The 25,614-nt window shown below is 59.5% G+C and carries 18 protein-coding genes; 11 read left to right on the forward strand and 7 right to left on the reverse strand.

What is annotated here, in order from left to right:
• Nucleotides 1-51: 51 nt before the first annotated feature.
• The 3 genes from V8J63_RS22855 (at nt 52) to guaA (ending at nt 3,833) form a co-directional block, all read left to right on the forward strand.
• Complete coding sequence (locus V8J63_RS22855) at nt 52-600, forward strand: hypothetical protein (RefSeq protein WP_016773342.1); 549 nt, start codon at nt 52-54, stop codon at nt 598-600.
• Nucleotides 601-705: 105 nt separating this feature from the next.
• A complete protein-coding gene (gene guaB, locus V8J63_RS22860; protein ID WP_016773343.1) occupies nt 706-2,175 on the forward strand; it encodes an IMP dehydrogenase in 1,470 nt (489 codons plus the stop codon).
• Nucleotides 2,176-2,255: 80 nt separating this feature from the next.
• Nucleotides 2,256-3,833: a glutamine-hydrolyzing GMP synthase gene (gene guaA / locus V8J63_RS22865; RefSeq protein ID WP_016773344.1), complete on the forward strand. Its 1,578-nt coding sequence runs from the start codon at nt 2,256-2,258 to the stop codon at nt 3,831-3,833.
• Nucleotides 3,834-3,910: 77 nt separating this feature from the next.
• On the opposite strand, the gene V8J63_RS22870 is transcribed toward guaA, so the two are convergent.
• Complete coding sequence (locus V8J63_RS22870; protein ID WP_336464658.1) at nt 3,911-7,039, reverse strand: membrane-targeted effector domain-containing toxin; 3,129 nt, start codon at nt 7,037-7,039, stop codon at nt 3,911-3,913.
• Nucleotides 7,040-7,140: 101 nt separating this feature from the next.
• Nucleotides 7,141-7,845, reverse strand: coding sequence for a trehalose operon repressor (gene treR / locus V8J63_RS22875; RefSeq protein WP_130888242.1), 705 nt, complete (start codon nt 7,843-7,845; stop codon nt 7,141-7,143).
• Between the two features lie 235 nt (nt 7,846-8,080).
• On the opposite strand from treR, the gene treP reads away from it, so the two are divergent.
• The 7 genes from treP (at nt 8,081) to tadA (ending at nt 17,485) form a co-directional block, all read left to right on the forward strand.
• Complete coding sequence (treP, locus tag V8J63_RS22880; protein ID WP_024014201.1) at nt 8,081-9,523, forward strand: PTS system trehalose-specific EIIBC component; 1,443 nt, start codon at nt 8,081-8,083, stop codon at nt 9,521-9,523.
• 116 nt (nt 9,524-9,639) lie between these two features.
• Nucleotides 9,640-11,286, forward strand: a complete 1,647-nt coding sequence (treC, locus tag V8J63_RS22885; protein ID WP_336464659.1) for an alpha,alpha-phosphotrehalase — start codon at nt 9,640-9,642, stop codon at nt 11,284-11,286.
• Between the two features lie 108 nt (nt 11,287-11,394).
• The gene (locus V8J63_RS22890; protein ID WP_336464660.1) at nt 11,395-12,618 is read left to right on the forward strand and encodes a maltoporin; all 1,224 of its coding nucleotides are present in this window, start codon (nt 11,395-11,397) and stop codon (nt 12,616-12,618) included.
• A 50-nt stretch (nt 12,619-12,668) separates the two neighbouring features.
• Entirely contained in the window at nt 12,669-15,197 is a 2,529-nt protein-coding gene (gene ptsP, locus V8J63_RS22895; RefSeq protein ID WP_336464661.1) for a phosphoenolpyruvate--protein phosphotransferase, read from the forward strand.
• A 2-nt stretch (nt 15,198-15,199) separates the two neighbouring features.
• Nucleotides 15,200-15,490 (forward strand): PTS transporter subunit EIIB, encoded by a 291-nt coding sequence (locus V8J63_RS22900; RefSeq protein WP_336464662.1) that lies wholly within the window; start codon nt 15,200-15,202, stop codon nt 15,488-15,490.
• A gap of 118 nt (nt 15,491-15,608) precedes the next feature.
• Nucleotides 15,609-16,985 carry a multicopper oxidase family protein gene (locus V8J63_RS22905; RefSeq protein WP_024014196.1) on the forward strand — a complete coding sequence of 459 codons (1,377 nt, stop codon included), beginning with the start codon at nt 15,609-15,611 and terminating at the stop codon, nt 16,983-16,985.
• Nucleotides 16,985-17,485, forward strand: a complete 501-nt coding sequence (gene tadA / locus V8J63_RS22910) for a tRNA adenosine(34) deaminase TadA (protein ID WP_016773353.1) — start codon at nt 16,985-16,987, stop codon at nt 17,483-17,485. The genes V8J63_RS22905 and tadA overlap by 1 nt, the downstream gene beginning before the upstream one ends.
• 165 nt (nt 17,486-17,650) lie before the next feature.
• Here the strand turns inward: tadA and cmoB are convergent, their stop codons facing one another.
• The 5 genes from cmoB to lon all read right to left on the reverse strand — a co-directional run bounded on the left by cmoB (nt 17,651) and on the right by lon (nt 23,834).
• Nucleotides 17,651-18,607, reverse strand: coding sequence for a tRNA 5-methoxyuridine(34)/uridine 5-oxyacetic acid(34) synthase CmoB (cmoB, locus tag V8J63_RS22915; RefSeq protein ID WP_336464663.1), 957 nt, complete (start codon nt 18,605-18,607; stop codon nt 17,651-17,653).
• Nucleotides 18,604-19,347: a carboxy-S-adenosyl-L-methionine synthase CmoA gene (gene cmoA / locus V8J63_RS22920; protein WP_016773355.1), complete on the reverse strand. Its 744-nt coding sequence runs from the start codon at nt 19,345-19,347 to the stop codon at nt 18,604-18,606. The genes cmoB and cmoA overlap by 4 nt, the downstream gene beginning before the upstream one ends.
• Before the next feature lie 208 nt (nt 19,348-19,555).
• Nucleotides 19,556-19,948 (reverse strand): protease inhibitor I42 family protein, encoded by a 393-nt coding sequence (locus V8J63_RS22925; RefSeq protein ID WP_024014192.1) that lies wholly within the window; start codon nt 19,946-19,948, stop codon nt 19,556-19,558.
• Nucleotides 19,949-20,245: 297 nt separating this feature from the next.
• Nucleotides 20,246-21,250 carry a hypothetical protein gene (locus V8J63_RS22930; protein ID WP_336464664.1) on the reverse strand — a complete coding sequence of 335 codons (1,005 nt, stop codon included), beginning with the start codon at nt 21,248-21,250 and terminating at the stop codon, nt 20,246-20,248.
• Between the two features lie 169 nt (nt 21,251-21,419).
• Complete coding sequence (gene lon, locus V8J63_RS22935; protein WP_024014191.1) at nt 21,420-23,834, reverse strand: endopeptidase La; 2,415 nt, start codon at nt 23,832-23,834, stop codon at nt 21,420-21,422.
• A gap of 247 nt (nt 23,835-24,081) precedes the next feature.
• Between lon and V8J63_RS22940 the strand changes: the two genes are divergently transcribed.
• Nucleotides 24,082-25,251, forward strand: coding sequence for an ATP-binding protein (locus V8J63_RS22940; protein ID WP_130927014.1), 1,170 nt, complete (start codon nt 24,082-24,084; stop codon nt 25,249-25,251).
• Nucleotides 25,252-25,614: the final 363 nt, after the last annotated feature.

Here is a 25,614-nt window from a genome sequence, read left to right on the forward strand (position 1 = left end):
GGGAGCGAGCTTGCTCGCGAAGGCGTCAGAAGTCACACCGCAGGATTTCCCATGAACTCGCAAAGCATCATCGTCCCGAAAATCTCCACCCTGCCGGTGCACGAGCCCCGGGCGCGGGCGATCGTGCGCTGGCTGGTGCGCAAGAACATCATCGAAGAACAGCTGACGACCTGCGGCCGCACCGGCAACCGCATGGCCCACGCCATCGCCGACGGTGCTCGCGCTGTGGTGCTGTACCCCGAAGCGCTGCCGTTCGGCGAACCGATCAACGGCCTGGAGATCGTCACCAAGCGCTGCATCTACACCCCGGCCAAAGGTTTTCTCGAGGAGGCTGGTTGCGCCGAGTGCCGCCGCGAAGTGGGTGAGGCGCTGTTCGAAAGTCTTGAAGACTGGTTTCCAGGTCGCACCGACAATTTCACCTGCCCCGAATGCGGGCATGAGGACGACATCAACGGCTTCCTGTTTTTGCAGGAGTGCGCGTTTTCCAACCTCGGTTTCATTTTCAATAATTGGCTGGAGGCGGGGTTCAAGCAGAGCTTTATCGACGAGTTCGCCGATTGGCTCGATCAACCTGTCTCTTGGGTCAAGGTGGAGCTGTAGGGCCGGGCTTTTCCATCTATCAATTAGGCTGAGTTTTACATTGAACAGCAGGGGGTGTCTGACTATAATGGCGCGCTTCCATTTTCCCGCTCGGGAGCCCCCGCGATGCTGCGTATCAGCCAAGAAGCTCTGACATTCGACGACATTCTCCTAGTGCCCGGTTATTCCGAGGTGCTTCCCAACGAAGTCAGTCTCAAGACCCGTCTTACCCGTGGCATCGAACTGAATATTCCTCTGGTTTCTGCCGCCATGGACACCGTTACTGAAGCCCGTCTGGCAATCGCCATGGCTCAGGAAGGTGGCATCGGCATTATCCACAAGAACATGACCATCGAGCAGCAAGCTGCCGAAGTGCGCAAGGTCAAGAAGTTCGAAGCCGGTGTGGTCAAGGATCCCATCACCATCGAGGCCGATGCCACGGTGCGTGATCTGTTCGAACTGACCCGTCTGCACAACATTTCCGGCGTTCCGGTCCTGCACGATGGCGACCTGGTCGGCATCGTCACCTCCCGCGACGTACGTTTCGAAAACCGTCTGGAAGCCACTGTCCGCGAAGTGATGACGCCTAAAGAGCGTCTGGTCACGGTCAAGGAAGGTGCCGACAAGAACGACGTCCGTGAACTGCTGCACAAGCACCGCATCGAGCGCGTGCTGATCGTCGACGACAAATTCGCCCTCAAAGGCATGATGACCGTCAACGACATCGAAAAAGCAAAAGCCTATCCGCTGGCCAGCAAGGACGATCAAGGTCGTCTGCGCGTTGGCGCCGCGGTCGGCACCGGTAAAGACACCGGCGATCGCGTGACCGCACTGGTCAATGCCGGCGTGGACGTGGTGGTGGTCGACACCGCACACGGTCACTCCAAAGGCGTGATCGACCGCGTACGCTGGGTCAAAGAGAACTTCCCTGAAGTGCAGGTGATCGGCGGCAACATCGCCACCGGCGCTGCCGCCAAGGCCTTGGCCGAAGCGGGGGCCGACGCAGTCAAGGTCGGTATCGGCCCTGGCTCGATCTGCACCACCCGTATCGTCGCCGGTGTCGGCGTGCCGCAAATCAGCGCCATCGCCAACGTCGCCGCCGCCCTTGAAGGCACCGGCGTGCCGTTGATCGCCGACGGTGGTATCCGTTTCTCCGGTGACCTGTCCAAGGCCATCGTGGCCGGTGCGTCCTGCGTGATGATGGGCTCGATGTTCGCCGGTACCGAAGAGGCCCCGGGCGAGATCGAACTGTTCCAGGGTCGTTCGTACAAGGCTTATCGCGGCATGGGTTCGCTGGGCGCCATGTCCCAGGCTCAAGGCTCGTCCGACCGTTACTTCCAGGATTCCTCGGCCGGTGCCGAGAAGTTGGTACCGGAAGGCATCGAAGGCCGCGTGCCGTACAAAGGCACCCTGAGCGCGATCATTCACCAGTTGATGGGCGGCCTGCGTTCCTCGATGGGTTACACCGGCAGCGCCAACATCGAAGAAATGCGCACCAAGCCCGAGTTCGTGCGGATCACCGGTGCCGGCATGGCCGAGTCCCACGTTCACGACGTGCAGATCACCAAGGAAGCGCCGAACTACCGCGTAGGTTGAGGCTTCCAGCAAAACGTTAAATCACCGGGGCTGTTCATTCAGCCCCGAGTTGTTTCTGATTCACTACATGAGAATGAGTCATGGCCCTCGACATTCACGCTCACCGCATCCTGATCCTCGACTTCGGTTCGCAATACACCCAGCTGATTGCCCGCCGCGTGCGCGAGATCGGCGTGTACTGCGAACTGCACCCGTTCGACATGGACGAAGATGCGATCCGCGAATTCGCTCCTAAAGGCGTCATCCTCGCCGGCGGCCCCGAGTCCGTGCACGAAGCCAACAGCCCGCGCTGCCCGCAGGCGGTGTTCGACCTGGGCGTTCCGGTATTCGGCATCTGCTACGGCATGCAGACCATGGCCGAGCAACTGGGCGGCAAGGTTGAAGGTTCCGAACTGCGTGAGTTCGGTTACGCCCGCGTTGACGTGGTCGGCAAGAGCCGCCTGCTCGACGGCATCGAAGACCACATCGACGCCGACGGCCTGTTCGGCCTCGACGTGTGGATGAGCCACGGTGACAAAGTCACGAAGATGCCGGAAGACTTCCACATCCTCGCCAGCACCCCGAGCTGCCCGATCGCCGGTATGTTCAACGACGACCGCGCTTACTACGGCGTGCAGTTCCACCCGGAAGTGACCCACACCAAACAGGGCGGTCGCATCCTGTCGCGCTTCGTGCTCGACATCTGCGGCTGTGAAGCCCTGTGGACGCCGTCGAAGATCGCTGAAGACGCCATCGCCAACATCCGCGCCCAGGTCGGCACCGACAACGTGCTGCTGGGTCTGTCCGGTGGCGTTGACTCCTCGGTGGTTGCCGCGCTGCTGCACAAGGCCATCGGCGATCAGCTGACCTGCGTTTTCGTCGACAACGGCCTGCTGCGTCTGCACGAAGGCGAGCAAGTGATGGCCATGTTCGCCGAGAACATGGGCGTCAAGGTAATCCGCGCCAACGCTGAGGAGCAGTTCCTCAACAACCTGGCCGGCGAAGCCGACCCGGAGAAGAAGCGCAAGATCATCGGCCGCACTTTCATTGACGTGTTCGATGCCGAATCCTGCAAGCTGGACAACATCAAGTACCTCGCTCAGGGCACCATCTACCCGGACGTGATCGAGTCGGCTGGCGCGAAAAGCGGCAAGGCCCACGTGATCAAGTCGCACCACAACGTGGGCGGCCTGCCGGAAGAGATGAACCTGAAACTGGTCGAGCCCCTGCGCGAACTGTTCAAGGACGAAGTCCGTCGTCTGGGCCTGGAACTCGGCCTGCCGTACGACATGGTCTACCGTCACCCGTTCCCGGGTCCGGGCCTGGGCGTGCGCATCCTCGGTGAAGTGAAAAAGGAATACGCCGACCTGCTGCGTCGCGCCGACCACATCTTCATCGAAGAACTGCGCAAGGCCGACTGGTACCACAAGGTCAGCCAGGCGTTCGTAGTATTCCAGCCAGTCAAATCGGTCGGCGTGGTCGGTGATGGCCGCCGTTACGCCTGGGTCGTGGCCCTGCGTGCCGTGGAAACCATCGACTTCATGACCGCACGTTGGGCGCACCTGCCTTACGAACTGCTGGAAACCGTTTCCGGCCGCATCATCAACGAAATCGAAGGCATCTCCCGCGTTACTTACGACGTGTCGAGCAAGCCGCCGGCGACGATTGAGTGGGAGTGATCCCGCTGCGGTTCGAATAACGAAAAACCCTTGGCGTGAAGCCAAGGGTTTTTTCGTTTCAGGCCCCTGCAAACAGGTCAGGCGGGTAAACGACTTTGCAGGGTCATACCGAGCTCAATCAGGCGCTCGGCTACTGCGGCGATGTCGCGGAATATCATGCCGGTGATGCGGCGCATCGACTGGTCCCAGATATAAAACCGGCCATCTGCGGTGCAATGCACCCTTGTTTGCACGATGTTGCTGGCGCTGTTGCGCCGCACGAGTGTGTATGTGCCGGGTTCTGTTTTTCGTATCACGAACATGCCATTGCGATGCAGAAGCTTTTCCAGCGTAGCGTCATTCCATGGCGGCACGGGGGCCTTGACCTGCAATCGCAGGTCAGCGAACAGAGGGTCGAAGGCGTTGCTTGTCGTCGCCCCGTTGTGAAACGGACCGCGAGCGACTTCCACGCCCGGGTCAATCCTGACGTCGGCTGCCTCGTCGGGCCAGACTTCTTCGATGCGCAAACCGATACCGCCCCTGAGTTCGCTTATGCCTGGCAGGTCCCTGAAGGTATTGGCGTTCGTGGCATCGACCAGAGCCACCCACTTGCCGGGTCTGTTGAGGAGCTTGTCACGCTCCATGATCTGCGTTGCCAGGCGGGTCTTGATCATCTGCTCTTCGATCGAAGTGAGTGGGACTTTCAGCGTGCAGGTTTGTGCCGCGTCCAGTCCATGGACGCGGACGCCATTGGCTTGGGCAGACGTGATCAATTCGAGCATGTTGAACCGGTTCTCAGGGTCGGTACCCAGGCTGGACAAATAGGTAGTGAGGTCCTCTGACATGTCTCCAGAGAGGTAGAAATGGTTGAGGTCCTCTTGGGCGAAATCACTCAGCAATCCACGCACGTAGAGCGTTCTGATATGCCGCGCGAACGTTGGCATGTTCTCGATCATGAAGCGCATGCTGGCGATGCGATCGAGGGTTTCTCCGACCGCCAGTCCATCGGTATTGGCAAACATCAGCTCTATCAGCTCTTCGGTTTGCATCAAGGGATCGATTTGCGGAATGAGCGGCCGTCCCGGCAGATTTGTCCATTTCAGCTCTCGAAAGAATTCTCCGGCGTTGTTCAGCAGTGCTGTTCGTTGTTCGCTGAAATGCGCCTGGTAACGATCGGTAGCCAGTAAATAACGGCGTCCAGCGCTTGTTGACTCGGCAGAAGCGTTGGGCAAGTTCATTGCCCATCTCCTCATTCCGGGTTTTTCCATCTCTGAAATATCTTTGAGCGCCGTAACCAGGCGCAGCGGGCACGGAACGCCTGGAAGCGGTTCGACGCGTGGCAGATCCACCGATGGTGTTGCCTCAGAAGGGCTCAAATCTGTCTCCGGCGCACACGCCTTGCCCACGCATTGGCCGCCTCCGCGCAGCCGCAGCGCAGGCATGCGCTCCCACTTGCCAGCGCTTCCCAGGCGGACCGGCAACGAATAAGCGAACTGGTTGGGGCGCTCGGGATCGATGATTGCCCAGTTGCCGCTGTCCTGCGAGTCGGCGAAGTAGCGCACGTAATAGGCATCGCCATCCATTTCGATGGCATGACCGGGCTCGTTGTCGAGGCGGTAAATGCCTTCGTATTTCCCCGGCGTCGCCTCTACGGAATGTTGCGCCAGTAACTCGTTGCATCGATAGCTGGCAGGTACTTGTGGAAATGTCGAACCTTGCCGTGTAGCAGGCGTATTCAAGGGCTCAGTGACGTCGACGAATGTCGCCCCGCTGGGTATCTCGTTTGCCAACTCGCTGCTTGCTTCTTCAGCGGCTGTGACGGGTGGCGGATACACAGGGGGCAATAATCGCGTGTCAGCCGAGGCAAGTTCGACCAGACCGCGCATCTCTTCAGCCTCGGCATACTCGACCTGTGGTCGAACTTCCAGTTGCGCGCCGGTGCCGATCAGGAACGGCACATTGAATACGGTTTCGATCGCGCTGAGCACCGCACCGATCACCCCGGCTCTACGTTCGGTCGCCGTAATGCCGTTGATCGCCTGATCGATGTTCAGCCCCATGTTCGCGACGCCGGCGCCGATCAAGGGCAAAGCCACCGGCCAGCCCACGGCCGCCATCGGGCCGAACACTTTCAGCCCGGCGCTCAGATACCCGGTCCAGAGTTTCTTGCGCAGGTCACTGTTGGACGTGAGCACCAGATGGGCCTCGGCAGCCATGCCCGCGCGAGTCGAATCGCTTAACCACGTGAAGGCGTCACCGCTGATCGCAATGTTGCTGCGGTTGATCATCCGGTGATCGCTGTGGCCCCAGGTGCTCACCAAACGGTTCATCAGATCAGTGAGGTTCTCAGTGATGTGATTGCTGTCAGCCAGCGAGAAGTGCTTGAGAAACAAAGGGCGTTTCTGCTCTGAATTCATCTGTTCGAGCAACCACCAGTGCAGATCCGCCGCAGTGTCCATCAGCCGAAAGGCCTGGGCTTGTCCCGGCAGGTAAAGGGTCTGCCGGCCACTGTCTTCGACCAGACGCAGCACGTTGGTGGCGACGTGACCGTCCAGATCCAGCGTGCGCACCTGCGCGCCGACCGGGTACGTCGATCGGAGCATTTGCAGGGTTACCGGCCAGGTAACGGGGCCGATCAGCGAGCTGACGATGCGTTGAAAATCATTGCCGTCAACGTCCCCCTGTTGCAGCGCCTGCACCGCCTGACTGAGGAAACTGCACTTGGCCATGGCGCGGAAATCTTCCGACGAGGTTTGCCAGAATTTGGCCAATTGATCGCTGTAACGCGTGCTGAAATCAACGGCCCAGAATGCCTTCAGCACATCGCTGCCAAGCAGTCGCACTTCGTTGTCCTGATTGAAATTCTCCGCGTCCGGGCCATCCGAGTAGAAGCCACAGTAAAGGCCCAGCAAATCTGCGTTGTCTTGATCGGTCGCACGAAAGCGATGGATCACCAACTGCGTGAGGGTGAGCGTTTCATAAGGCTTTTCCAGCAAGTGTTCCCAACCGGTAAAGGTCAGCGCGCTGCTTTGCGCCGTTTTGAATCGATGGAAATAAACCTGGTCGGGATCGAGGCCGGATAGCCCTTTGTCGGTCAGCAGTTCGATCGCAACTTGCCGGGCCGCATCGAGCAGACTTGGGCAGTTCTGCACAATGGTCGTGGCGATGGCTTTGAGGGCGGTTTTGTCCGCTGCGTTTGGCAGCAGACGACGTTCGGGAGCGGTCATGCGGGTGTTCATCCTTGAGACACAAAGGCGGAAGATGACCGATGTGCTCAAGGGGAGGGTGTTACTCGGCTATTGCGTGTTGCGTATCGAAAGATATCGCCTCAGCGCCGCGCCACATCCGAAAAATAGAACTTGTCCAGCGTATGCCGCGATTCGGTGTACTCGAACTGGCGGCCGTCCTGCAGGAAGGTCTGGTTGCTGACCACGATGACATGGCTCTGGCCGTCGAGGTCCAGGTGTTGTTGGTCGTCCTTGCTGGACGGTACGGCTTCGATGGTGCGCTGGGCGTAGGCGATCTGCAGTTGCAGGGTCTGTTCGATATGGGCGTAGATCGAATGTTCGGCAATGTCAGCGGACAGGTCGGGAATCACCTCGCTGACGAAGTGGTTGATGTCGAGGATGACGCGTTTGCCGTCGATGCGCCGCACCCGTTTGATCCGGGTGATCGGGCTGCCGGGTTCGGCATTGATATGTTCAAGCAATGCACCTTCAAGCGGCACCTGACACATCTCGACCACTTCGGTGCTGACGTCGTTGCCCAGTCGCGGGTGGGTCTCCTGGAAGCTGACGATGCCGCCGAGCTGGAATTCGATCGGGTTGGTCGACAGCACGAACGCGCCTTTGCCGTGAATCTTCTGAGCGAAACCGCGCTCCTGCAACTGGTCGATGGCCTTGCGCACCGTGCCACGGCTGGCCTGATAGGTGTCCATCAGTTCGGTTTCGGAAGGCAGCCGGGCGCCGCGCTCCAGGCGCTGGGTGGTGATACTGGCAAGCAAATCGCTGTAGATCTGGTTGTATTTGCTCATGGCTGGACTCTGTGCCGACGGTGCTCAAAACCCCGAACCTTAAGGGCAGGGTAGGGGTTTGTCCATGCGGACGAAGGAAAACATCTTAGGTCAGAGTAGGAAGAATCCGCGTTTTTCTGACGTTCATCCACGGATGCAAACTCGTACAGACGAGTTGTTGCATTAACTCGTACAGACGAGTATTTTTCGTTTCGGCGTGCTGCCAATAACAACAATCCACGACGGAAGAACAAGCATGAGCCATGACTATCCGAACATCGCCAAGGAGCTGCTGGAAAGCCTCGGTGGCCGTGACAACATCGAGCAGGCGGCGCATTGCGTCACGCGTTTGCGCCTGGCGCTGAAGAACCCCGCGCTGGTGAATGTGGCCGCGCTCAATGGCGTCGATCTGGTCAAGGGTTCGTTCTTCACCGGCGGGTTGTATCAAGTGGTCATCGGCCCGGGTGATGTTGAAAAGGTTTATGCCGAACTGCGCCAGCAGACAGGCCTTGCGGCGTCGACCATCGCCGACGTTAAACAGAAAAGCGCCGAGAAGATCAACGCCATGCAGCGGCTGGTGCGGGTGTTTTCCGATGTGTTCATGCCGATCCTGCCGGCGCTGATCATTGCCGGCCTGTTGATGGGCATCAACAACCTGCTCGGCGCCAAGGGCATGTTCATCGAGGGCCAGACCCTGCTCGATGCCTATCCCAACCTCGACGGGTTGTGGAGCCTGATCAATCTGATGGCCAACACCTCGTTCGTGTTCCTTCCGGCGCTGGTGGGCTGGTCGGCAGCCAAGCGTTTCGGCGGCAGCGAAATCCTCGGCATCGTCCTCGGTCTGATGCTGGTGCACCCGGATCTGCTCAACGCCTGGAATTACGGCAAGGCCGTGGCCGGGCTGGACGGGCAGCAACTGCCGTACTTCGACATCCTCGGCCTGTTCCAGGTGGAAAAGGTCGGTTACCAAGGGCAGATCCTGCCGATCCTGCTGGCGGCGTACGTAATGAGCGTGATCGAAAAATGGTTGCGCGCACGCGTGCCCAACGCGGTGCAGTTGCTGGTGGTGCCGATCACCACCATCGTTGTCACTGGCGTGCTGGCGTTGGCGATCATCGGCCCGGTGACCCGGCATATCGGCATCTACATCACCGAAGGGCTGGTGATGCTGTTCGATCTGGCGCCGCTGGTGGGCGGTCTGATTTTCGGCCTGTTGTATGCGCCGCTGGTGATCACCGGCATGCACCACATGTTCCTCGCCGTGGACCTGCAATTGATTTCGAGCCAGGGCGGCACCTTCATCTGGCCGATGATTGTCATGTCCAATCTGGCGCAGGGCAGTGCGGCCCTGGCGGTGTTCTGGATGACGCGCAATGCGCGGGACAAGAGCATGGCCTCGACCTCGGCGATTTCTGCGTATTTCGGCATCACCGAGCCGGCGATGTTCGGCGTCAACCTGCGCTACAAGTTTCCGTTTTACGCCGCGCTGGCCGGTTCGGCGCTGGGCTGCATGTTCCTCTCGCTGAACAAGATCCAGGCCTCGGCCATCGGCGTCGGTGGCCTGCCCGGCTTCATCTCGATCGTTCCGCAGTTCATCCCGATGTTCGTCATCGGGATGCTGATCGCCATGCTCGTGCCGTTTGCCCTGACCTGCGTGCTGAGCATGAAGATCGTCCGTCCGGGTTACCGGGTTGCCTGAAATCAAACTGTAGGAGCTGCCGGAGGCTGCGATCTTTTGATCTTGCCTTTCAAAATCAAAAGATCGCCGCCTTCGGCAGCTACTACACGGCTCCAAAATTCAAGAGGAAATCCGCCATGCAAGACTGGCAACGTTCGGTGATCTACCAGATCTACCCGAAGAGCTTTCACAGCCATGCCGGCAACGCCACTGGCGATCTGCTCGGCATCGTCGCCAAGCTCGATTATCTGCAATGGCTGGGGGTCGATTACCTGTGGATCACGCCGTTCCTGCGCTCGCCGCAGCGCGATAACGGCTACGACATCAGCGACTACTACGCGGTCGATCCGAGTTACGGCAGCATGGCCGACTGTGAACTGCTGATCGCCGAAGCGGGCAAACGCGGGATCAAGCTGATGCTCGACATCGTGGTCAACCACACCTCGATCGAGCACGTCTGGTTCCAGCAGGCCCGCAGCAGCCTCGACAATCCTTACCGTGACTTCTACATCTGGCGCGACCAGCCGAACAACTGGGAATCCAAGTTCGGCGGTTCGGCCTGGGAATACGAAGCGCAGACCGGCCAGTATTACCTGCACCTGTTCGACCACACTCAGGCCGACCTCAATTGGGACAACCCCAAGGTCCGCGACGAAGTATTCAAAATGATGCGCTTCTGGCGCGACAAGGGTGTCGGTGGCTTTCGTCTGGACGTGATCAATCTGATCTCGAAACCGGCGGACTTCCCCGAGGACGACAGCGATGGTCGGCGCTTCTACACCGATGGGCCGAACGTGCATACGTACTTGCAGGAAATGCACCGTGAGGTCTTCGAAGGGCATGAGCTGATCAACGTCGGCGAGATGTCTTCGACCCGCCTCGAACACTGCATCCGCTACTCCAATCCGCAGTCGAAAGAATTGTCGATGACCTTCAACTTTCATCACTTGAAGGTCGATTACCCGAACTTGCAGAAGTGGGTCCGCGCCGATTTCGACTTCCTCCAGCTCAAGCAGATTCTCTCCAACTGGCAGACCGGCATGCAGGCGGGTGGCGGCTGGAATGCGCTGTTCTGGTGTAACCACGATCAGCCACGCGTGGTCTCGCGGTTCGGCAATGACGGCGAATACCGCGAGCTGTCGGCGAAGATGCTTGCTACCGCGCTGCACTTTCTGCAGGGCACGCCCTTCGTTTATCAGGGCGAAGAATTGGGAATGACCAATCCGGGGTTCGAGAGCATCGAGCAATACCGTGACGTCGAAACCCTGAATATCTTTCGCCTCAAGCGTGAAGCCGGCACCAGCGACCTCGACAACATGGCGGCGATCATGCAGAAGTCCCGCGACAACGGGCGCACGCCGATGCACTGGCACGCCGGGCACAACGCCGGCTTCACGCGCAGCGAACCATGGATCGGTGTGCCGGCCAATGCTGCACAGATCAATGTCGCGCATCAACTGCACGACCCGGAATCGGTGCTGCATCACTATCGGCGCCTGATCAACTTGCGCCGCACTGAAGCGTTGATCTCCGATGGCATCTATCGGCAGTTGTTGCCGGAGCATCCACAGGTCTGGGCGTACCTGCGCGAGGGGAAGGGAGAGCGCTTGTTAGTGGTGAACAATTTCTATGGCACCGCCTGTGAGGTCGAGCTACCGGCACTGATCGACGAAGCCCAGGAGCAGCGCTTGTTGATCAGCAATTACCCGGACTGCCCGCAGCGCACGAGTTTGCTGCAGTTGCGACCTTACGAATCCTTCGTGCTGCACCTGACCGACCCCTGATTTTTTAACTGAATAACAACCTTTGAAAAAAACACGCAGAACGCTGCGCGGGGGATTTGTGCGCGCTGAATTCCTGCAACCACACAATAAAAACAACGGGTGGCATATATGAGAGCAACCATAAATTACAGTCTGGCAATCGCGGGGATTTGTCTGGCGATGCCTACGTCATCACATGCGCTGGAGTTCGGCGGCTATCTGCGCAGCGGGGTTGGTACATCGGTCAACAGCAGCAGCCAGTCGTGTTTCCAGTTGCCCGGCGCGCAGACCAAATATCGCCTCGGTAACGAGTGCGAGCAGTACGGTGAGCTCGAGCTGCGCCAGGATCTGTACACCCTCGACGACGGCTCGGTGCTGAGCGTCGACGGCATGGCCTCGCTGTATAACCGCTACGACCGCAGCCTGACGTTCAAGGAAGACAACGGCTCGATTCGTTTGCCTCAGGCTTACGCGCAATGGTCGGCGATGCCCGCGCTCAACGGCGGCTCGCTGTGGGCAGGGCGGCGTTACTACAAACGTAACGACATCCATATTTCCGATTTCTATTACTGGAACCAGAGCGCCACCGGGGCAGGCATTGAAGACGTGTTGCTCGGCGGCCTGAAATACAGCTACGCCTTTTCGCGCAAGGACAACCTTTACCAAAAGGATTACATCAACCGCCATGACTTCAACGTCGGCGGTTTCAACAGTAACCCGGGCGGTGAACTGGAGTTCGGCCTGAGTTACATCGACAAGCCCGACAGCCGCGATGCCCACCGTGGCTGGGCGATCACCACCCAGCATGTGCAGCAAGACTTTTTCGGTGGCAAGAACAAACTGGCGCTGCAATACGGCGAAGGGCCGGGCACTGGATTGGGCTATACCGGTAACGTCAGGCTCGATGACCGCAACAAGAGCTATCGCATCGTCGAGTTCTTCGACTGGCAACTGACGCCGCGTTTTGGCGGACAATTCCAGGCGGTGTATCAGAATGATATTCGTCAGGGCGGCGCCGACCAGAACTGGCTGTCCCTCGGTGTGCGCCCGGCCTATGCACTGAGCGAGCAGTTCAAACTGGTGACCGAACTGGGGCACGATCAGGTCGAGGCGGCGGACGGCACGCGCAAGCTGAGCAAGTTCACCTTCGCGCCGACCTGGTCACCGAAAGGCCCGGAATTCTGGGCGCGGCCCGAAGTACGTCTGTATTACACCTATGCCAGCTGGAACCAGGCAGCCAAGCGTGCCGCCAACCTGTTGGCCAAAGGTTCGGCGCTGTCCGACACGGGCGCCTTCGGCAACGCACGGCACGGCGCCAATGTCGGCTTGCAGGTTGAATACTGGTGGAAATAAGCAAAGCGGCTGCGACCGCTCATTCAATCAATACAAGCTCAGGTGATGTCATGGCCACACCCCAACAATTGCAGCTGCTGGCTCCTTTATCCGGCGTGCTGATGGCGCTGGACCAGGTGCCCGACCCGGTGTTTGCCGGGCGGATCATCGGCGACGGTTTGTGCATCGACCCGACTTCGTCAACGCTCTGCGCACCGTTGGCCGGTGTGGTCAGCGATGTGCAAACCAGCGGGCACGCGCTCACCGTCACCAGTGATGCGGGTGTGCAGGTGTTGATGCACATCGGCCTGGACACGGTGAATCTCGCCGGCGAAGGATTCACCCGCCGCGTTGAAGCGGGGCAGCGGGTCGAAGCAGGGCAGGCGCTGATCGACTTCGATGCTGACTACATTGCCCTGCACGCGCGCAGTTTGTTGACCTTGATGCTGGTGGTGAGCGGCGAGCCGTTCGCTTCACTCGTTGGCTCAACCGGGTTGGTCGAGGTGGGCCAGCCAGTGCTGGACGTCGTCGTCGGGGCAGCCGTCGGCGAACACCCAGCGCCGGTGCCGGGCGACGCGGTGTTCTCGCAGCCGATCAACCTGCCCAATCCCAATGGCCTGCACGCGCGGCCGGCGGCAGTATTTGCCCAAGCGGCCAAAGCATTTTCAGCGACTATTCATCTGCACAAGTTGCAAGCGCAAGCCAACGGCAAATCCCTGGTGGCAATCATGGCGTTGCAGACGGCCCATGGCGACAGCGTGCAGGTCAGCGCCGAAGGTGAAGATGCCGTAGCCGCCGTCGATGCGCTGACACGCTTGCTGAGCGAAGGCTGCGGCGAAGCGGTCACAGCGCCCGCGCCGGTCGAAGCCGATGCAGCAGAAATGCCGAACATCCTGCGCGGTGTCTGCGCCTCGCCCGGTTCGGCGTTGGGACAAGTCATGCAGATCGTCGAAGCGTCGCTCATGGTCAACGAGTTCGGCGCCGAGCCGCCAATCGAACTGGAGGCGTTGAGCCAAGCCCTGATCGAAGCCGACATGGCCCTGCAACATCTGCGCGACACCGCCAGCGGCCAGGCGCAGGCGGAGATTTTCAAGGCGCATCAGGAACTGCTGGCCGATCCGAGCCTGCTGGATCAGGCCAGGGCGCTGATCGACGCGGGCAACAGCGCGGCGTTTGCCTGGAAGACCAGCACCGACGCAACGGCGGCGATGTTTCGCTCGCTGGGCAATGCCTTGCTGGCTGAGCGCGCGGCGGATCTGGATGATGTCGGCCAGCGCGTGCTGAAGCTGATCCTTGGTGTTCAGGAGCAAGCGCTGGAGTTGCCGGACGACACCATTCTGATCGCCGATCAGCTGACCCCGTCCCAGACCGCCGGGCTCGATACGCGCAAAGTGCTCGGGTTTGCCACCGTCGGCGGTGGCGCCACCAGCCATGTTGCGATCCTCGCGCGGGCCTGTGGCTTGCCAGCGATCTGCGGTATGCCATTGCAAATGCTCGGGCTCGGCAACGGCACGCGGGTGCTGCTCGATGCCGACAAAGGCGAATTGCAGTTGCACCCGGACGCCGAGTCCATCGATCAATTGCGCACGCGGCATGAGCGTCAGCGCCAGCGTCATCAGCAGGAACTGGCGCAGGCCAGCGAGGCGGCTTGTACCCGTGACGGTCAGCACATCGAAGTCACCGCCAACGTTGCCTCGCAGGAAGAAACCGCCCAGGCCATGGAGCTGGGCGCCAATGGTGTGGGGCTGCTGCGTTCGGAGTTTCTCTACCTCGGCCGCCAGCAAGCGCCGAGCCATGACGAACAGGTGGCCACTTATAGCGCCATCGCGCGCACCATCGGGCCGGCACACAATCTGGTGGTGCGCACCCTCGATGTCGGTGGCGACAAACCGCTGGCCTACGTGCCGATGGACAGCGAAACCAATCCCTTCCTTGGTTTGCGCGGCATTCGCCTGTGCCTTGAGCGACCGCAACTGTTGCGTGAGCAGTTCCGCGCAATCCTCGCCTGCTGTGAGCTGACGCGTTTGCACATCATGTTGCCGATGGTCACGAATTTGGCCGAACTGCGTCTGGCGCGGCAGATTCTCGAGCAAGAAGCGCGCGTGCTGGGCCTGGCGCATCTGCCAAAGCTGGGAATCATGATCGAAGTGCCTGCCGCTGCGCTGATGGCCGATGTGCTGGCGCCGCACGTGGACTTTTTCTCCATCGGCACCAACGACCTCACTCAATACACCCTGGCCATGGACCGCGATCATCCGCGTCTGGCCAGTCAGGCGGACAGCTTTCACCCTTCGGTGCTGCGCCTGATCGCGATGACGGTGAAGGCTGCGCATGCCCACGGCAAATGGGTCGGCGTCTGCGGTGCGATGGCGTCTGAACGCCTTGCGGTGCCGTTGCTGCTGGGGCTGGGTGTGGATGAGCTGTCGGTGAGCGTGCCGTTGATTCCGGCGATCAAGTCGGCGGTGCGCGAAGTGAACCTGGCCGACTGTCGAATCATCGCCGAACAGGTATCGAACCTGGAAAGCGCCACTGATGTCCGAGAAGCCTTGCAGCAGTTTCATGGGGCGAAAGTCGATGCCTCGCCGGCTATGGAGAATTGAACATGTTCTACAAATTGCAGCAGGCATTCTGGAAAGCACTGACGCCGGATCTGGTACCGGATGAGGTGAAAGCCGTCGCCGAACCGATTGCCGGCCTGAGCGCCGAGATTGTTGCGGCGCTGGGCGGTGTGGATAACCTCAAGTCGCAGCAACCGCTGGCGCTGACCCGGGTGCGCGTGACGTTGCATGACGAGGCCCGTGTCGACCGTCAGGCCCTGAATATCGCCGGCGTGTCGGGCATCATGTGCCTTGAGGGCGGTGTGCTGCACCTGATTACCGGGCTGCGCGCATAAGGCCGACAAGACGTGCGGCCGCAGGTCGCCCTTACTGTTTCTCAACTGCGGGTGTATCGTATTCGCCTTTTTGCGGATCCCTCGGGGTCCGTCGCTGATACGTGAGGTAGTTGAGTTCATGTCCTTTACCCGTCGCCAAATCCTCGGTGGCCTGGCCGGTCTTGTTGTCGTTGGCGTGGGCGCGGGAGGCGCGTCGCGTTACTGGCTGGGCAAGATGGCCGACGCCGAGGCCGGCCACGACTATGAACTGATCGCCGCGCCGCTCGACGTCGAGCTGGTGCCGGGGCACAAGACCGAAGCCTGGGCGTTCGGCCCGTCGGCGCCGGGCACCGAGTTGCGTGTACGCCAGGGTGAATGGCTGCGGGTGCGTTTCATCAATCACCTGCCGGTGGCGACCACCATCCACTGGCACGGCATCCGCCTGCCGCTGGAAATGGACGGCGTGCCTTATGTGTCGCAACTGCCGGTATTGCCGGGCGAATACTTCGACTACAAATTCCGCGTGCCGGACGCCGGCAGCTACTGGTATCACCCGCATGTCAGCAGCAGCGAGGAACTGGGGCGCGGGCTGGTCGGGCCGCTGATCATCGAAGAACGCGAGCCGACCGGGTTCAAGTATGAGAAAACCCTGAGCCTGAAGAACTGGCACATTGACGAGCAAGGCCAGTTCGTCGAGTTCAGCATCCCCCGCGAAGCGGCCCGTGGCGGTACCGCCGGGCGCCTGTCGACGATCAATGGTGTGCCGTTGCCGGTGATTGATCTGCCGGCCGGGCAGATCACCCGGGTGCGTCTGCTTAACCTCGACAACACCCTGACCTATCGCATCAACATCCCCGGTGTCGAAGCGAAGATCTACGCACTCGATGGCAACCCGGTCGAGCCCCGCCCGTTGGGCAAGGAATACTGGCTCGGCCCCGGCATGCGCATTTGCCTGGCGATCAAGGCGCCGGCGGCGGGTGAAGAGTTGTCGCTGCGTAACGGCCCGGTGCGTCTGGGCACGCTACGTTCAGTCGCCAACACCGACGCGCCGACGGACTGGCCGAAAGCCCTGCCGGCCAACCCGGTGGCCGAGCCGGATCTGGCCAATGCGGAGAAACTCAACTTCAATTTCGAATGGGTCGGCTCGGTCTCGGTGAACACCGAAAACGGCAAACCGCCGAGCCTGTGGCAGATCAACGGCAAGGCCTGGGACATCACCGACAAGACCTGTGCTGACCGACCGATTGCCAGCCTGAAACTGGGTCAGAGCTATATTTTCGAATTGAAGAACATGACCCAGTACCAGCACCCGATCCACCTGCACGGCATGAGCTTCAAGGTGATCGCGTCGAACCGGCACAAAGTCATTCCGTATTTCACCGACACCTATCTGCTGGGCAAGAACGAGCGTGCGCAAGTGGCGCTGGTGGCAGATAACCCGGGGGTATGGATGTTCCACTGCCATGTCATCGACCACATGGAAACCGGCCTGATGGCCGCGATCGAGGTGAAATGATGCGCCAGATCCGCCCGGCGGCGATCATCGACCGCAGCCGCGACCGCGACTTCATGCGCGAAGCCCTGACCCTCGCCGCACAGGGCGCCGCCCTCGGTGAGGTGCCGGTGGGCGCGGTGCTGGTGCAGGATGGCGCGATCATCGGTCGCGGCTTCAATTGCCCAATCAGCACCAGCGACCCGAGTGCCCATGCGGAAATGGTCGCGATCCGCGCCGCCGCGCAGGCGGTGGATAACTATCGCCTGCCGGGCAGCACGCTGTATGTGACGCTGGAACCGTGCAGCATGTGCGCCGGGCTGATCGTGCATTCGCGAGTGGCGCGGGTGGTGTATGGCGCGCTGGAACCCAAGGCCGGGATTGTGCAGAGTCAGGGACAGTTTTTTACCCAGGGCTTTTTGAATCACCGGGTGTTGTATGAGGGCGGGGTGCTGGCTGAAGAATGTGGTGCGGTGCTGACCGAGTTTTTCCGCGCCAGACGCACCAAAAGCCCCTCACCCTAACCCTCTCCCAGAGGGAGAGGGGACCGACCGAGTTGGATGGACCAAATCCGCCGACCTGAAATACCGAGTCGGACGCAAGTTTTGAAAAGCTCAATAATCAGCTCCCTCTCCCTGGGGAGAGGGCTGGTGAGGGGGTAGGCCCACCGCGGTCATGGGAAAATACGCTTACTTCCTGGCGACGATAACCGCCCGCATCGGCGCCGGCAGCCCTTCAACGGTTTTGCTGTGATCCTCAGGATCCAGAAAATCACTCAGCGACTGATACTTCATCCACTCCGTCCCGCGCTGTTCCTCCACCGTCGTGGTACTGACATCCACACAACGAATATCGCTGAACCCGGCTCTGCGCAGCCACAATTCCAGCGCCGGCACCGACGGCAAAAACCACACGTTGCGCATCTGCGCGTAGCGATCTTCCGGCACCAGCACTTGGTGCTTGTCGCCTTCGACCACCAGGGTTTCCAGCACCAGTTCCCCACCCTTGACCAGGCAATCCTTCAGCGCCAGCAAATGCTCGATTGGCGAGCGACGGTGATAGAAGACGCCCATGGAAAAAACCGTGTCAAAGCCTTCCAGATTCGGCGGCAGGTCTTCGAACGGGAACGGCAGGTGCCAGGCATTCGGCTCGGACAGGTAACGTTGCACGGCCTGGAACTGGCAGAAGAACAGCCAGTTCGGGTCGACCCCGATCACGCTGTCGGCACCGGCGCCGAGCATGCGCCACATGTAGTAGCCGTTGCCGCAGCCGACATCGAGAATGCGTTTGCCCTTCAGGTCGAGGTGTGGGGAGACCCGCGACCACTTCCAGTCCGAGCGCCATTCGGTGTCGACATGCACACCGAACAGATCGAACGGCCCTTTGCGCCATGGCGAGAGGCCCATCAGCGCGGTGCGCATCTGTGCGCGGGTGTCGTCGTCGCAATCGGTGTCGAGTTTCAGGCCGTTGAGCAGGTCGATTTCGCTTGGCTGGATCTTCGGCAAGGCGTCCAGCGCACTTTGCCAGCGCTCCAGATCGCCGTGGCCTTTCTCCATTTTCTTGTCGAGTTGCGCTTGCAGGGTGTTGGCCCATTCGGCCAGCGGAGTACCGGCCAGACGGCGGGCGAGGGGAGACAGATCAATCATGGCAAGGCAATCAACGAGGCAAAGTTAAGACACTGGAACCACGGCACGACTTTCGAGAACCCGGCGGCCAGCAGGCGTTCGCGGTGTTCTTCGAGGCTGTCGGGCTTCATGACGTTTTCGATGGCGCTGCGCTTCTGGGCGATTTCCAGTTCGCTGTAGCCGTTGGCGCGTTTGAACGCCACGTGCAGATCGGTGAGCAGCGCGTGCTCTTCGGCATCGTTGAAGCGCAGCTTCTCCGAGAGAATCAGCGCGCCGCCGGGCAACAACGATTGGCGAATGCGCGAGAGCAACGCGGTGCGCTGGTCCGGGGCGATGAATTGCAGGGTGAAGTTCAGCGCCACCACCGAGGCCGGTTGAAACTCCAGCGCGAGGATATCGCCCTCGATCACCTCGACTGGCAGCAATTCCTGAAACATCGAATCCTGACCGTTGAGGTATTCCCGGCAACGCTCGACCATCGCCGCCGAGTTATCCACAGCGATCACCCGGCAACCGTCGGTGCGCACATGACGGCGCAGGGCTTGCGTGACTGCGCCGAGCGACGAGCCGAGGTCGTAGAGCACGCTGTTCGGCTGGGCGAACTGCGCCGCGAGCACGCCGAGGTTTTCGACGATGGTCGGGTAACCCGGCACCGAGCGCTTGATCATGTCCGGGAACACCCGCACCACGTCTTCATTGAAGGCGAAGTCAGGCACCTGGGCCAAAGGCTGGGCGAATAGGCGATCGGGTTCTTTGCTCACGGCGGCGTCCGGCGGTGTCGGTGGAAAAGGCCGGCATTTTAGCCAAAGTGGCGCGGGGATGCTTGGGTTGTCTGATAAAGCACCGAGAGGGGTGTAATTTCTCGCCGTCAGGGATATGGCTTTCGCGAGCAGGCTCGCTCCCACAGGGGATCGCGGTGTCCTGTGGGAGCGAGGCTGCTCGCGAAGAGGCCAGCGCGGTTTCCCGCAGTCAGTTCACCGAAATGGCGCAGTCAAAGGTTTCCACCGGCAGCACTTCCGGAGCCCACGGTTGTTGCGAGGTCAGGCGCAAGCGCCCGGTGCCGGCCGCGAAGGCCTGGAAGCGCCAGGTCGAAACCCCCGCTGCGCCCACCACGCCGGCATCTTCCGGATTGCTGTAAACCTCCGGGCTGAGCGCGCGCAACACGCCGCCAGCCGAATCCTGAATCGCCCAGCGGTAGCCGGTGGTCGGGTTGCTTGGCAGGCTGATGATCAGGTTTTGCCCGACGTTGAGCCGCACGGGGCATTCGCTTTGTTTTTCCACAGTCACGTTGTGTTTCGGTTGCGTGGCGCAGGCCGCCAGCAAGGAAAGGGCGAGGGGGAGAAACAGGCGAGTGGGGGACATAAGGTCAGCAGCTCCGGCAGTTACGACGAGCGGCGAGCATAACTGAAGATGAGACAAAGTGTGACAGTCAGGGAGAGTGGTGTTGCAAGAGCTGACGCCTTCGCGAGCAGGCTCGCTCCCACAGGGATAAGCGGTGTCGACAGTTTTTTGTATTCACCGCATCACCGTGTGGGAGCGAGCCTGCTCGCGAAGGCGGTATAGCAATGATCATCAGAAGAGAACCTTCACGTCCGCAAGCTTCTTAACGAAACGCACGGTATCGCCTGTCTCTGCTGATGAAGATATGGGTTGCCTCAGTCAATCCTTGGCCAGGTAAATATCGAAATCTGCGTTGATGTTCAAAATCAACCCGTTGGGTGTTTTGGCTTTTACCAACAAGGTCTTCGCGTGGTAGCGACGTTCATCGGTAACTTCCAGTTCAAGCGTTGCTTCAAGTATGTCCAGGCTCCAATTTATATATCCATCGCCCACGTAGCGCATTTCGCTATATCGCAACAGCGTAAATGGGCTCCCCACACTTGGATAGTGATAGGTTCCAGAAGTGATTTCTTTCTTCAAGTGAACTGAAAATGAGCGCGCATCACTGGTTATATAAGTGTCCTGGTAAACTGTTCCGCTTTGGGTGTTGAAGTTAATGTCTTCCAGAAAAAATGCATCAGTGTAGTTTAGGCCCGAAGAGTGAAATGGAGCTCGTGCAAATGACGTTTCGCCCGGTTCCGCAGAAACAGGAAACGTCGCGTTGAATTCTCCGGTCAGGTTTTGCAATCTCGTGCTTGCTGGAGTTCTTTTAGGCTGCATGCTGCTTGAAACTGTCGGACTGCTGTTGAAGGTCACTAGAACGTCAAAGCGCGACGTGATTTCAAGGATTTCTCCGTTGATCAGCACTTCGAATCGGAGCTCACCAGAGTAACGGCGCCCGTCTTCAGTAATGCTCAACTCAAGTTCAGCCTTGGTCGCCTTGTGAACCACGAAGTTGAAATTGGTGTCGGAGTTTTGAAATTCTCCATAGGTTACCTGGACCACTGAAGCGTCCCGCGGAAATACGTAGGTGCCCGATGCGATCTCTGATTTAAGCGTAATGCCTATGCTTCGATGGTCGCTGGTTGTCGTGGGTAATGGCTGCGTGCCCGAGTTGCTATCAAAGTTCAGATACTCAAGGGATCTGGCCATTCGGTTGTGCACTGTCTGCGAGTGATAGGGATAGCGTGCTTCGCCTGGATCGCCGGGTCTGGTGAATGAAGCTTCGAAGCGTCCGCAAAGGTTATGCATGTAGCGGGTATGAGGCGCGTTGTGATTGTTCATCAGGTACTCACGAGTAGACGACAAATAGAACAATCAGTGTGGGTAGTGCGCATGAAAAAAAGTACTGTCAGAGTTGACAGTACTTTAGATTCCTATGCTTGGATCTGACTGGTTTTAACAGCAGATTCATATAAGCGCTGCGGTACGCCCCGCAGCACTTAAACTCGCGTTAGAACAACACTTTCGCCACATCCGCAAACCGCTTGGCAAAGTGCACGGTAATCCCTTCCTTCAGGTAATCCGGCAATTCCTCAAAGTTACCCCGGTTCGGCTCCGGCAGAATCAATTCGAAAATCTTCTGCCGCCGCGCTGCGATCACTTTCTCGCGCACGCCGCCGATTGGCAGTACATGCCCGGTCAGGGTCAGTTCGCCGGTCATCGCCACGCCTTTTTTCGGTGGCTGATTACGCGCGAGGGAGAGCAGGGCGCTGGCCATGGTTACGCCGGCGCTCGGGCCGTCCTTCGGCGTTGCGCCTTCGGGCACGTGCAGGTGGACGAAGGCTTCGTCGAAGAACTTCGCATCACCGCCAAACTGTTTGAGGTGCGAGCTGACGTAGCTGTAGGCGATCTCTGCCGATTCCTTCATCACATCGCCCAGTTGCCCAGTGAGCTTGAAGCCGCGGTTGAGTGTATGAATTCTCGTGGCCTCGATCGGCAAGGTCGCGCCGCCCATGCTGGTCCAGGCCAGGCCGGTAATCACGCCGGTGCCGGACAGCACTTGCTCATTGCGGAATACAGGATGGCCCAGCGAGGCTTCGAGGTCTTTCGGGCCGAGTTTGATCACCGCTTTCGGATCGTCGATCAGCTTCATCACCGCTTTGCGCACCAGTTTGCCCATCTGCTTTTCCAGCTGCCGCACGCCGGCTTCACGGGCATAGCCGTCGATCAAGGCTTTGAGCGCTGTGTCGCTGATGCTCAGGCTGCCTTTTGATACGCCGGCCTTTTCCAGCAGTTTCGGCCACAGGTGACGCTTGGCAATGGCAACTTTTTCTTCGGTGATGTAGCCGGACAGGCGAATCACTTCCATCCGGTCCAGCAACGGGCCGGGGATCGAGTCGAGGGTGTTGGCGGTGCAGACGAACAGCACCTTCGACAGATCCATGCGCAGGTCGAGGTAGTGGTCGAGGAATTCGACGTTCTGCTCAGGATCGAGAGTTTCCAGCAGCGCCGAGGCCGGGTCGCCCTGGTAGCTCTGGCCCATCTTGTCGATCTCGTCGAGCATGATCACCGGGTTCATCACTTCGACGTCTTTCAACGCCTGCACCAGTTTGCCCGGCTGCGCGCCGATGTAGGTGCGGCGGTGGCCCTTGATCTCGGCTTCGTCGCGCATGCCGCCGACGCTGAAGCGGTAGAACGGCCGGCCGAGGGATTCGGCGATGGATTTGCCAACGCTGGTCTTACCCACGCCTGGCGGGCCGACCAGCAACACGATCGAGCCGCTGATTTCGCCTTTATAGGCACCAACGGCGAGGAATTCGAGGATGCGATCCTTGATGTCGTCCAGACCGGCGTGATGCTTGTCGAGGATTTTGCGCGCGTGCTTGAGGTCGAGTTTGTCCTCGCCGTACACGCCCCACGGCACCGATGTTGCCCAGTCCAGATAATTGCGCGTGACCGCGTACTCCGGCGAGCCGGTTTCGAGGATCGACAGTTTGTGGGTTTCTTCTTCGAGGCGTTTCTGCACCTGCGCCGGCAGGGTTTTGCCTTCGAGACGCTGCTGGAACTGTTCGAGGTCGGCGCTGCGGTCGTCCTTGGTCAGGCCGAGTTCCTGCTGGATGACCTTGAGCTGTTCCTTGAGGAAAAACTCACGCTGATGCTCGCCGATCTTGCGGTTAACTTCAGCGGAAATCTCTTTTTGCAGACGCGCTACTTCGACTTCCTTGCGCAGCATCGGCAGGACTTTCTCCATGCGCTTGAGCATCGGCACGCAGTCGAGCACTTCTTGCAGCTCGGGACCGGTCGCCGAGGTCAGGGCGGCGGCGAAGTCGGTCAGCGGCGACGGATCGTTGGGGCTGAAGCGGTTGAGGTAGTTCTTCAGCTCTTCGCTGTACAGCGGGTTGAGCGGCAGCAGCTCCTTGATCGCATTGATCAGCGCCATGCCGTAGGCCTTGACCTCGTCGGTCGGCTCGGTGGGCTGGTGCGGGTATTCGACTTCGACCAGGTACGGCGGGCGATGGTGTTTGAGCCAGGTCTTGATGCGCACGCGGCTCAGGCCCTGGGCGACGAATTGCAGTTTGCCGTTTTCGCGGCTGGCGTGGTGAACCTTGACCAGCGTGCCGTATTCGGGGAGAGCGCCGGTGTCGAAATGGCGCGGGTCTTCCTGGGGCGTGTCCATGAAGAACAGGGCCAGGGAGTGGTGTTCGGATTTGCTGACCAGTTCGAGGGTTTCGGCCCACGGCTCTTCATTGACGATGACCGGCAGGACCTGAGCCGGGAAGAACGGACGGTTGTGGATCGGGATGATGTAGACCTTGTCCGGCAGGTTTTGCCCGGGCAGTGCCAGGCCGGTGCCGGAGGAGGTGTGTTCGATGTGGTCGGTTTCGTAATCGTCGTGATTGTCCGGGCGATCTTGCTGGTCGGTCATGGGGCACCTGCGCAATGGGGTATGGGGTCTTAGATGGGGCAGGGGTGGGGTGGTTTCAATGGGGCGGGTGTGTTTCTGCGTTTGTGTTCAGGTTTGCAAAGTTTTTGACCTTGTTAACTTTGGCGGGCTTTGGGCGGTGGCGAGATCCTTCAGGTCGGCACGGGTGCCTATTGGAATCTAACAATGTCTGTGCATAAATAGCGAAAAACGCTAGTGTTGGTTAGCTTTAACTATTAAATGTGTTGTGATGGATCCCTATCGTAATCCGTTCGCCCCCGGGGCTGGTTTTCCCCCACCTGAGCTTGCTGGCCGAGATGCTGTTCTCGGAATGGCTCGGATTTCCTGCGGCCGAGCAGTGAGGGGCAAACCTGCACGGTCGCTGATGCTCCTTGGCCTTCGTGGAGTCGGCAAGACGGTACTCCTGAATGAGATCGGCAATATCGCCAGACAAGAGGGGATGCTCGTTTCCCAGCTCGAAGCTCCGGAGAAAAATACACTTCCCACTCTTCTTTACCCTGAACTGCGACGCGTAATGCGTTCACTTTCCGGATTCGAAGGAGCAAAGCAAATTGCCAGCCGGGGTATGAGCGCCCTGCGCAATTTTGCCTCGATATTTAAAATCGACATCGGTGGCGTTGAGGTAGGCGTTGAGGGTGAAGAACCTGGGCTCGCTGATAGCGGCGATTTGCAACATGATCTTCCAGACCTGTTCGGTGTGATTGGCGAGGGCGCTAAAGCCGCTGGCAAGGGATGGGTGCTGCTCATCGACGAGGTTCAGTACCTCTCGGAAGGCGATCTGTCGGCACTTATCGTTGCGATGCATCGAATGGCCCAGCGCGGGTTGCCTGTGGTTTTGGTTGGGGCAGGACTACCACAGGTTGCCAAATTGGCTGGTGAGGCGAAGTCCTATGCAGAGCGACTTTTCCTCTACCCGCCTGTAGGCGCGCTGGACGAAGAAGCAGCAAAACTTGCTGTTCGAAAACCCGTCGAGGAGGAGGAGCAGACGATCGAAGACGCTGCCCTCCAAGCGATTGTCGCGCGAACGAGGGGCTATCCGTTTTTTCTGCAGGAATGGGGTTCCACTTCATGGGATGTTGCTGCCGGCCCCATGATCACGCTCGCTGATGTCGAACGCGCTTATCCAGAGACTATCGCCGGACTCGATGCCGGCTTCTTCAAGGTTCGTTATGACCGGCTTACCAAAGCCGAGATCCAGTTTGTGATGGCGATGGCCGCCCTTGGTGATGGGCCCTATCCTATGGCAGGTATCGCCAAGGTGATGGAGCGTGATCAATCATCGTTAGGCCCGGCCCGGGCCAATATCATTTCCAAAGGTATGATCTACAGCACCGACCATGGTTACCTTGATTTCACCGTTCCTCTTTTCGCGGAATACCTTCGCCGTCGTGGCGAATGAAAATCAGTGGTAGCGCCTTATGTAGTCAGCCGCCGAATTCTTTCCGAAAGTTCTGCCCCGCTTACCTGCCGGTACGCATGGATCAAGAGCATGGGCAGTACTCGATCTTGCGCTCATTGTGGAGCTGCCGAAGGCTGCGATCTTTTGATTTTGATTTTGTGTGGGAGCGAGCCTGCTCGCGAAGGCGGCCTGAATTTGACTAGGTTCCTGGAGTGAATGTAGGTTCTGACCAACGTTTGTATTGATGTCGTATATAGCCCGATCAGGATTCGGATTCGAGAAAGCTCATACCCGGGACGGTAATTTCACTATTGATTTTGATACGCAAGCTGATCATTACAAGATGTCTTTCCATGCGGTTGT

Source organism: Pseudomonas sp. CCNWLW23 (assembly GCF_037095675.1).
GTDB classification, from domain to species: domain Bacteria; phylum Pseudomonadota; class Gammaproteobacteria; order Pseudomonadales; family Pseudomonadaceae; genus Aquipseudomonas; species Aquipseudomonas atacamensis.

Bases quoted from the DNA above. Each gene is read 5' to 3' on its own strand.
- V8J63_RS22855 (WP_016773342.1), top strand. From the start codon at position 52: ATGAACTCGCAAAGCATCATCGTCCCGAAAATCTCCACCCTGCCGGTG.
- guaB (WP_016773343.1), top strand. From the start codon at position 706: ATGCTGCGTATCAGCCAAGAAGCTCTGACATTCGACGACATTCTCCTA.
- guaA (WP_016773344.1), top strand. From the start codon at position 2,256: ATGGCCCTCGACATTCACGCTCACCGCATCCTGATCCTCGACTTCGGT.
- V8J63_RS22870 (WP_336464658.1), bottom strand. From the start codon at position 7,039: ATGACCGCTCCCGAACGTCGTCTGCTGCCAAACGCAGCGGACAAAACC.
- treR (WP_130888242.1), bottom strand. From the start codon at position 7,845: ATGAGCAAATACAACCAGATCTACAGCGATTTGCTTGCCAGTATCACC.
- treP (WP_024014201.1), top strand. From the start codon at position 8,081: ATGAGCCATGACTATCCGAACATCGCCAAGGAGCTGCTGGAAAGCCTC.
- treC (WP_336464659.1), top strand. From the start codon at position 9,640: ATGCAAGACTGGCAACGTTCGGTGATCTACCAGATCTACCCGAAGAGC.
- V8J63_RS22890 (WP_336464660.1), top strand. From the start codon at position 11,395: ATGAGAGCAACCATAAATTACAGTCTGGCAATCGCGGGGATTTGTCTG.
- ptsP (WP_336464661.1), top strand. From the start codon at position 12,669: ATGGCCACACCCCAACAATTGCAGCTGCTGGCTCCTTTATCCGGCGTG.
- V8J63_RS22900 (WP_336464662.1), top strand. From the start codon at position 15,200: ATGTTCTACAAATTGCAGCAGGCATTCTGGAAAGCACTGACGCCGGAT.
- V8J63_RS22905 (WP_024014196.1), top strand. From the start codon at position 15,609: ATGTCCTTTACCCGTCGCCAAATCCTCGGTGGCCTGGCCGGTCTTGTT.
- tadA (WP_016773353.1), top strand. From the start codon at position 16,985: ATGCGCCAGATCCGCCCGGCGGCGATCATCGACCGCAGCCGCGACCGC.
- cmoB (WP_336464663.1), bottom strand. From the start codon at position 18,607: ATGATTGATCTGTCTCCCCTCGCCCGCCGTCTGGCCGGTACTCCGCTG.
- V8J63_RS22925 (WP_024014192.1), bottom strand. From the start codon at position 19,948: ATGTCCCCCACTCGCCTGTTTCTCCCCCTCGCCCTTTCCTTGCTGGCG.
- V8J63_RS22930 (WP_336464664.1), bottom strand. From the start codon at position 21,250: ATGAACAATCACAACGCGCCTCATACCCGCTACATGCATAACCTTTGC.
- lon (WP_024014191.1), bottom strand. From the start codon at position 23,834: ATGACCGACCAGCAAGATCGCCCGGACAATCACGACGATTACGAAACC.
- V8J63_RS22940 (WP_130927014.1), top strand. From the start codon at position 24,082: ATGGATCCCTATCGTAATCCGTTCGCCCCCGGGGCTGGTTTTCCCCCA.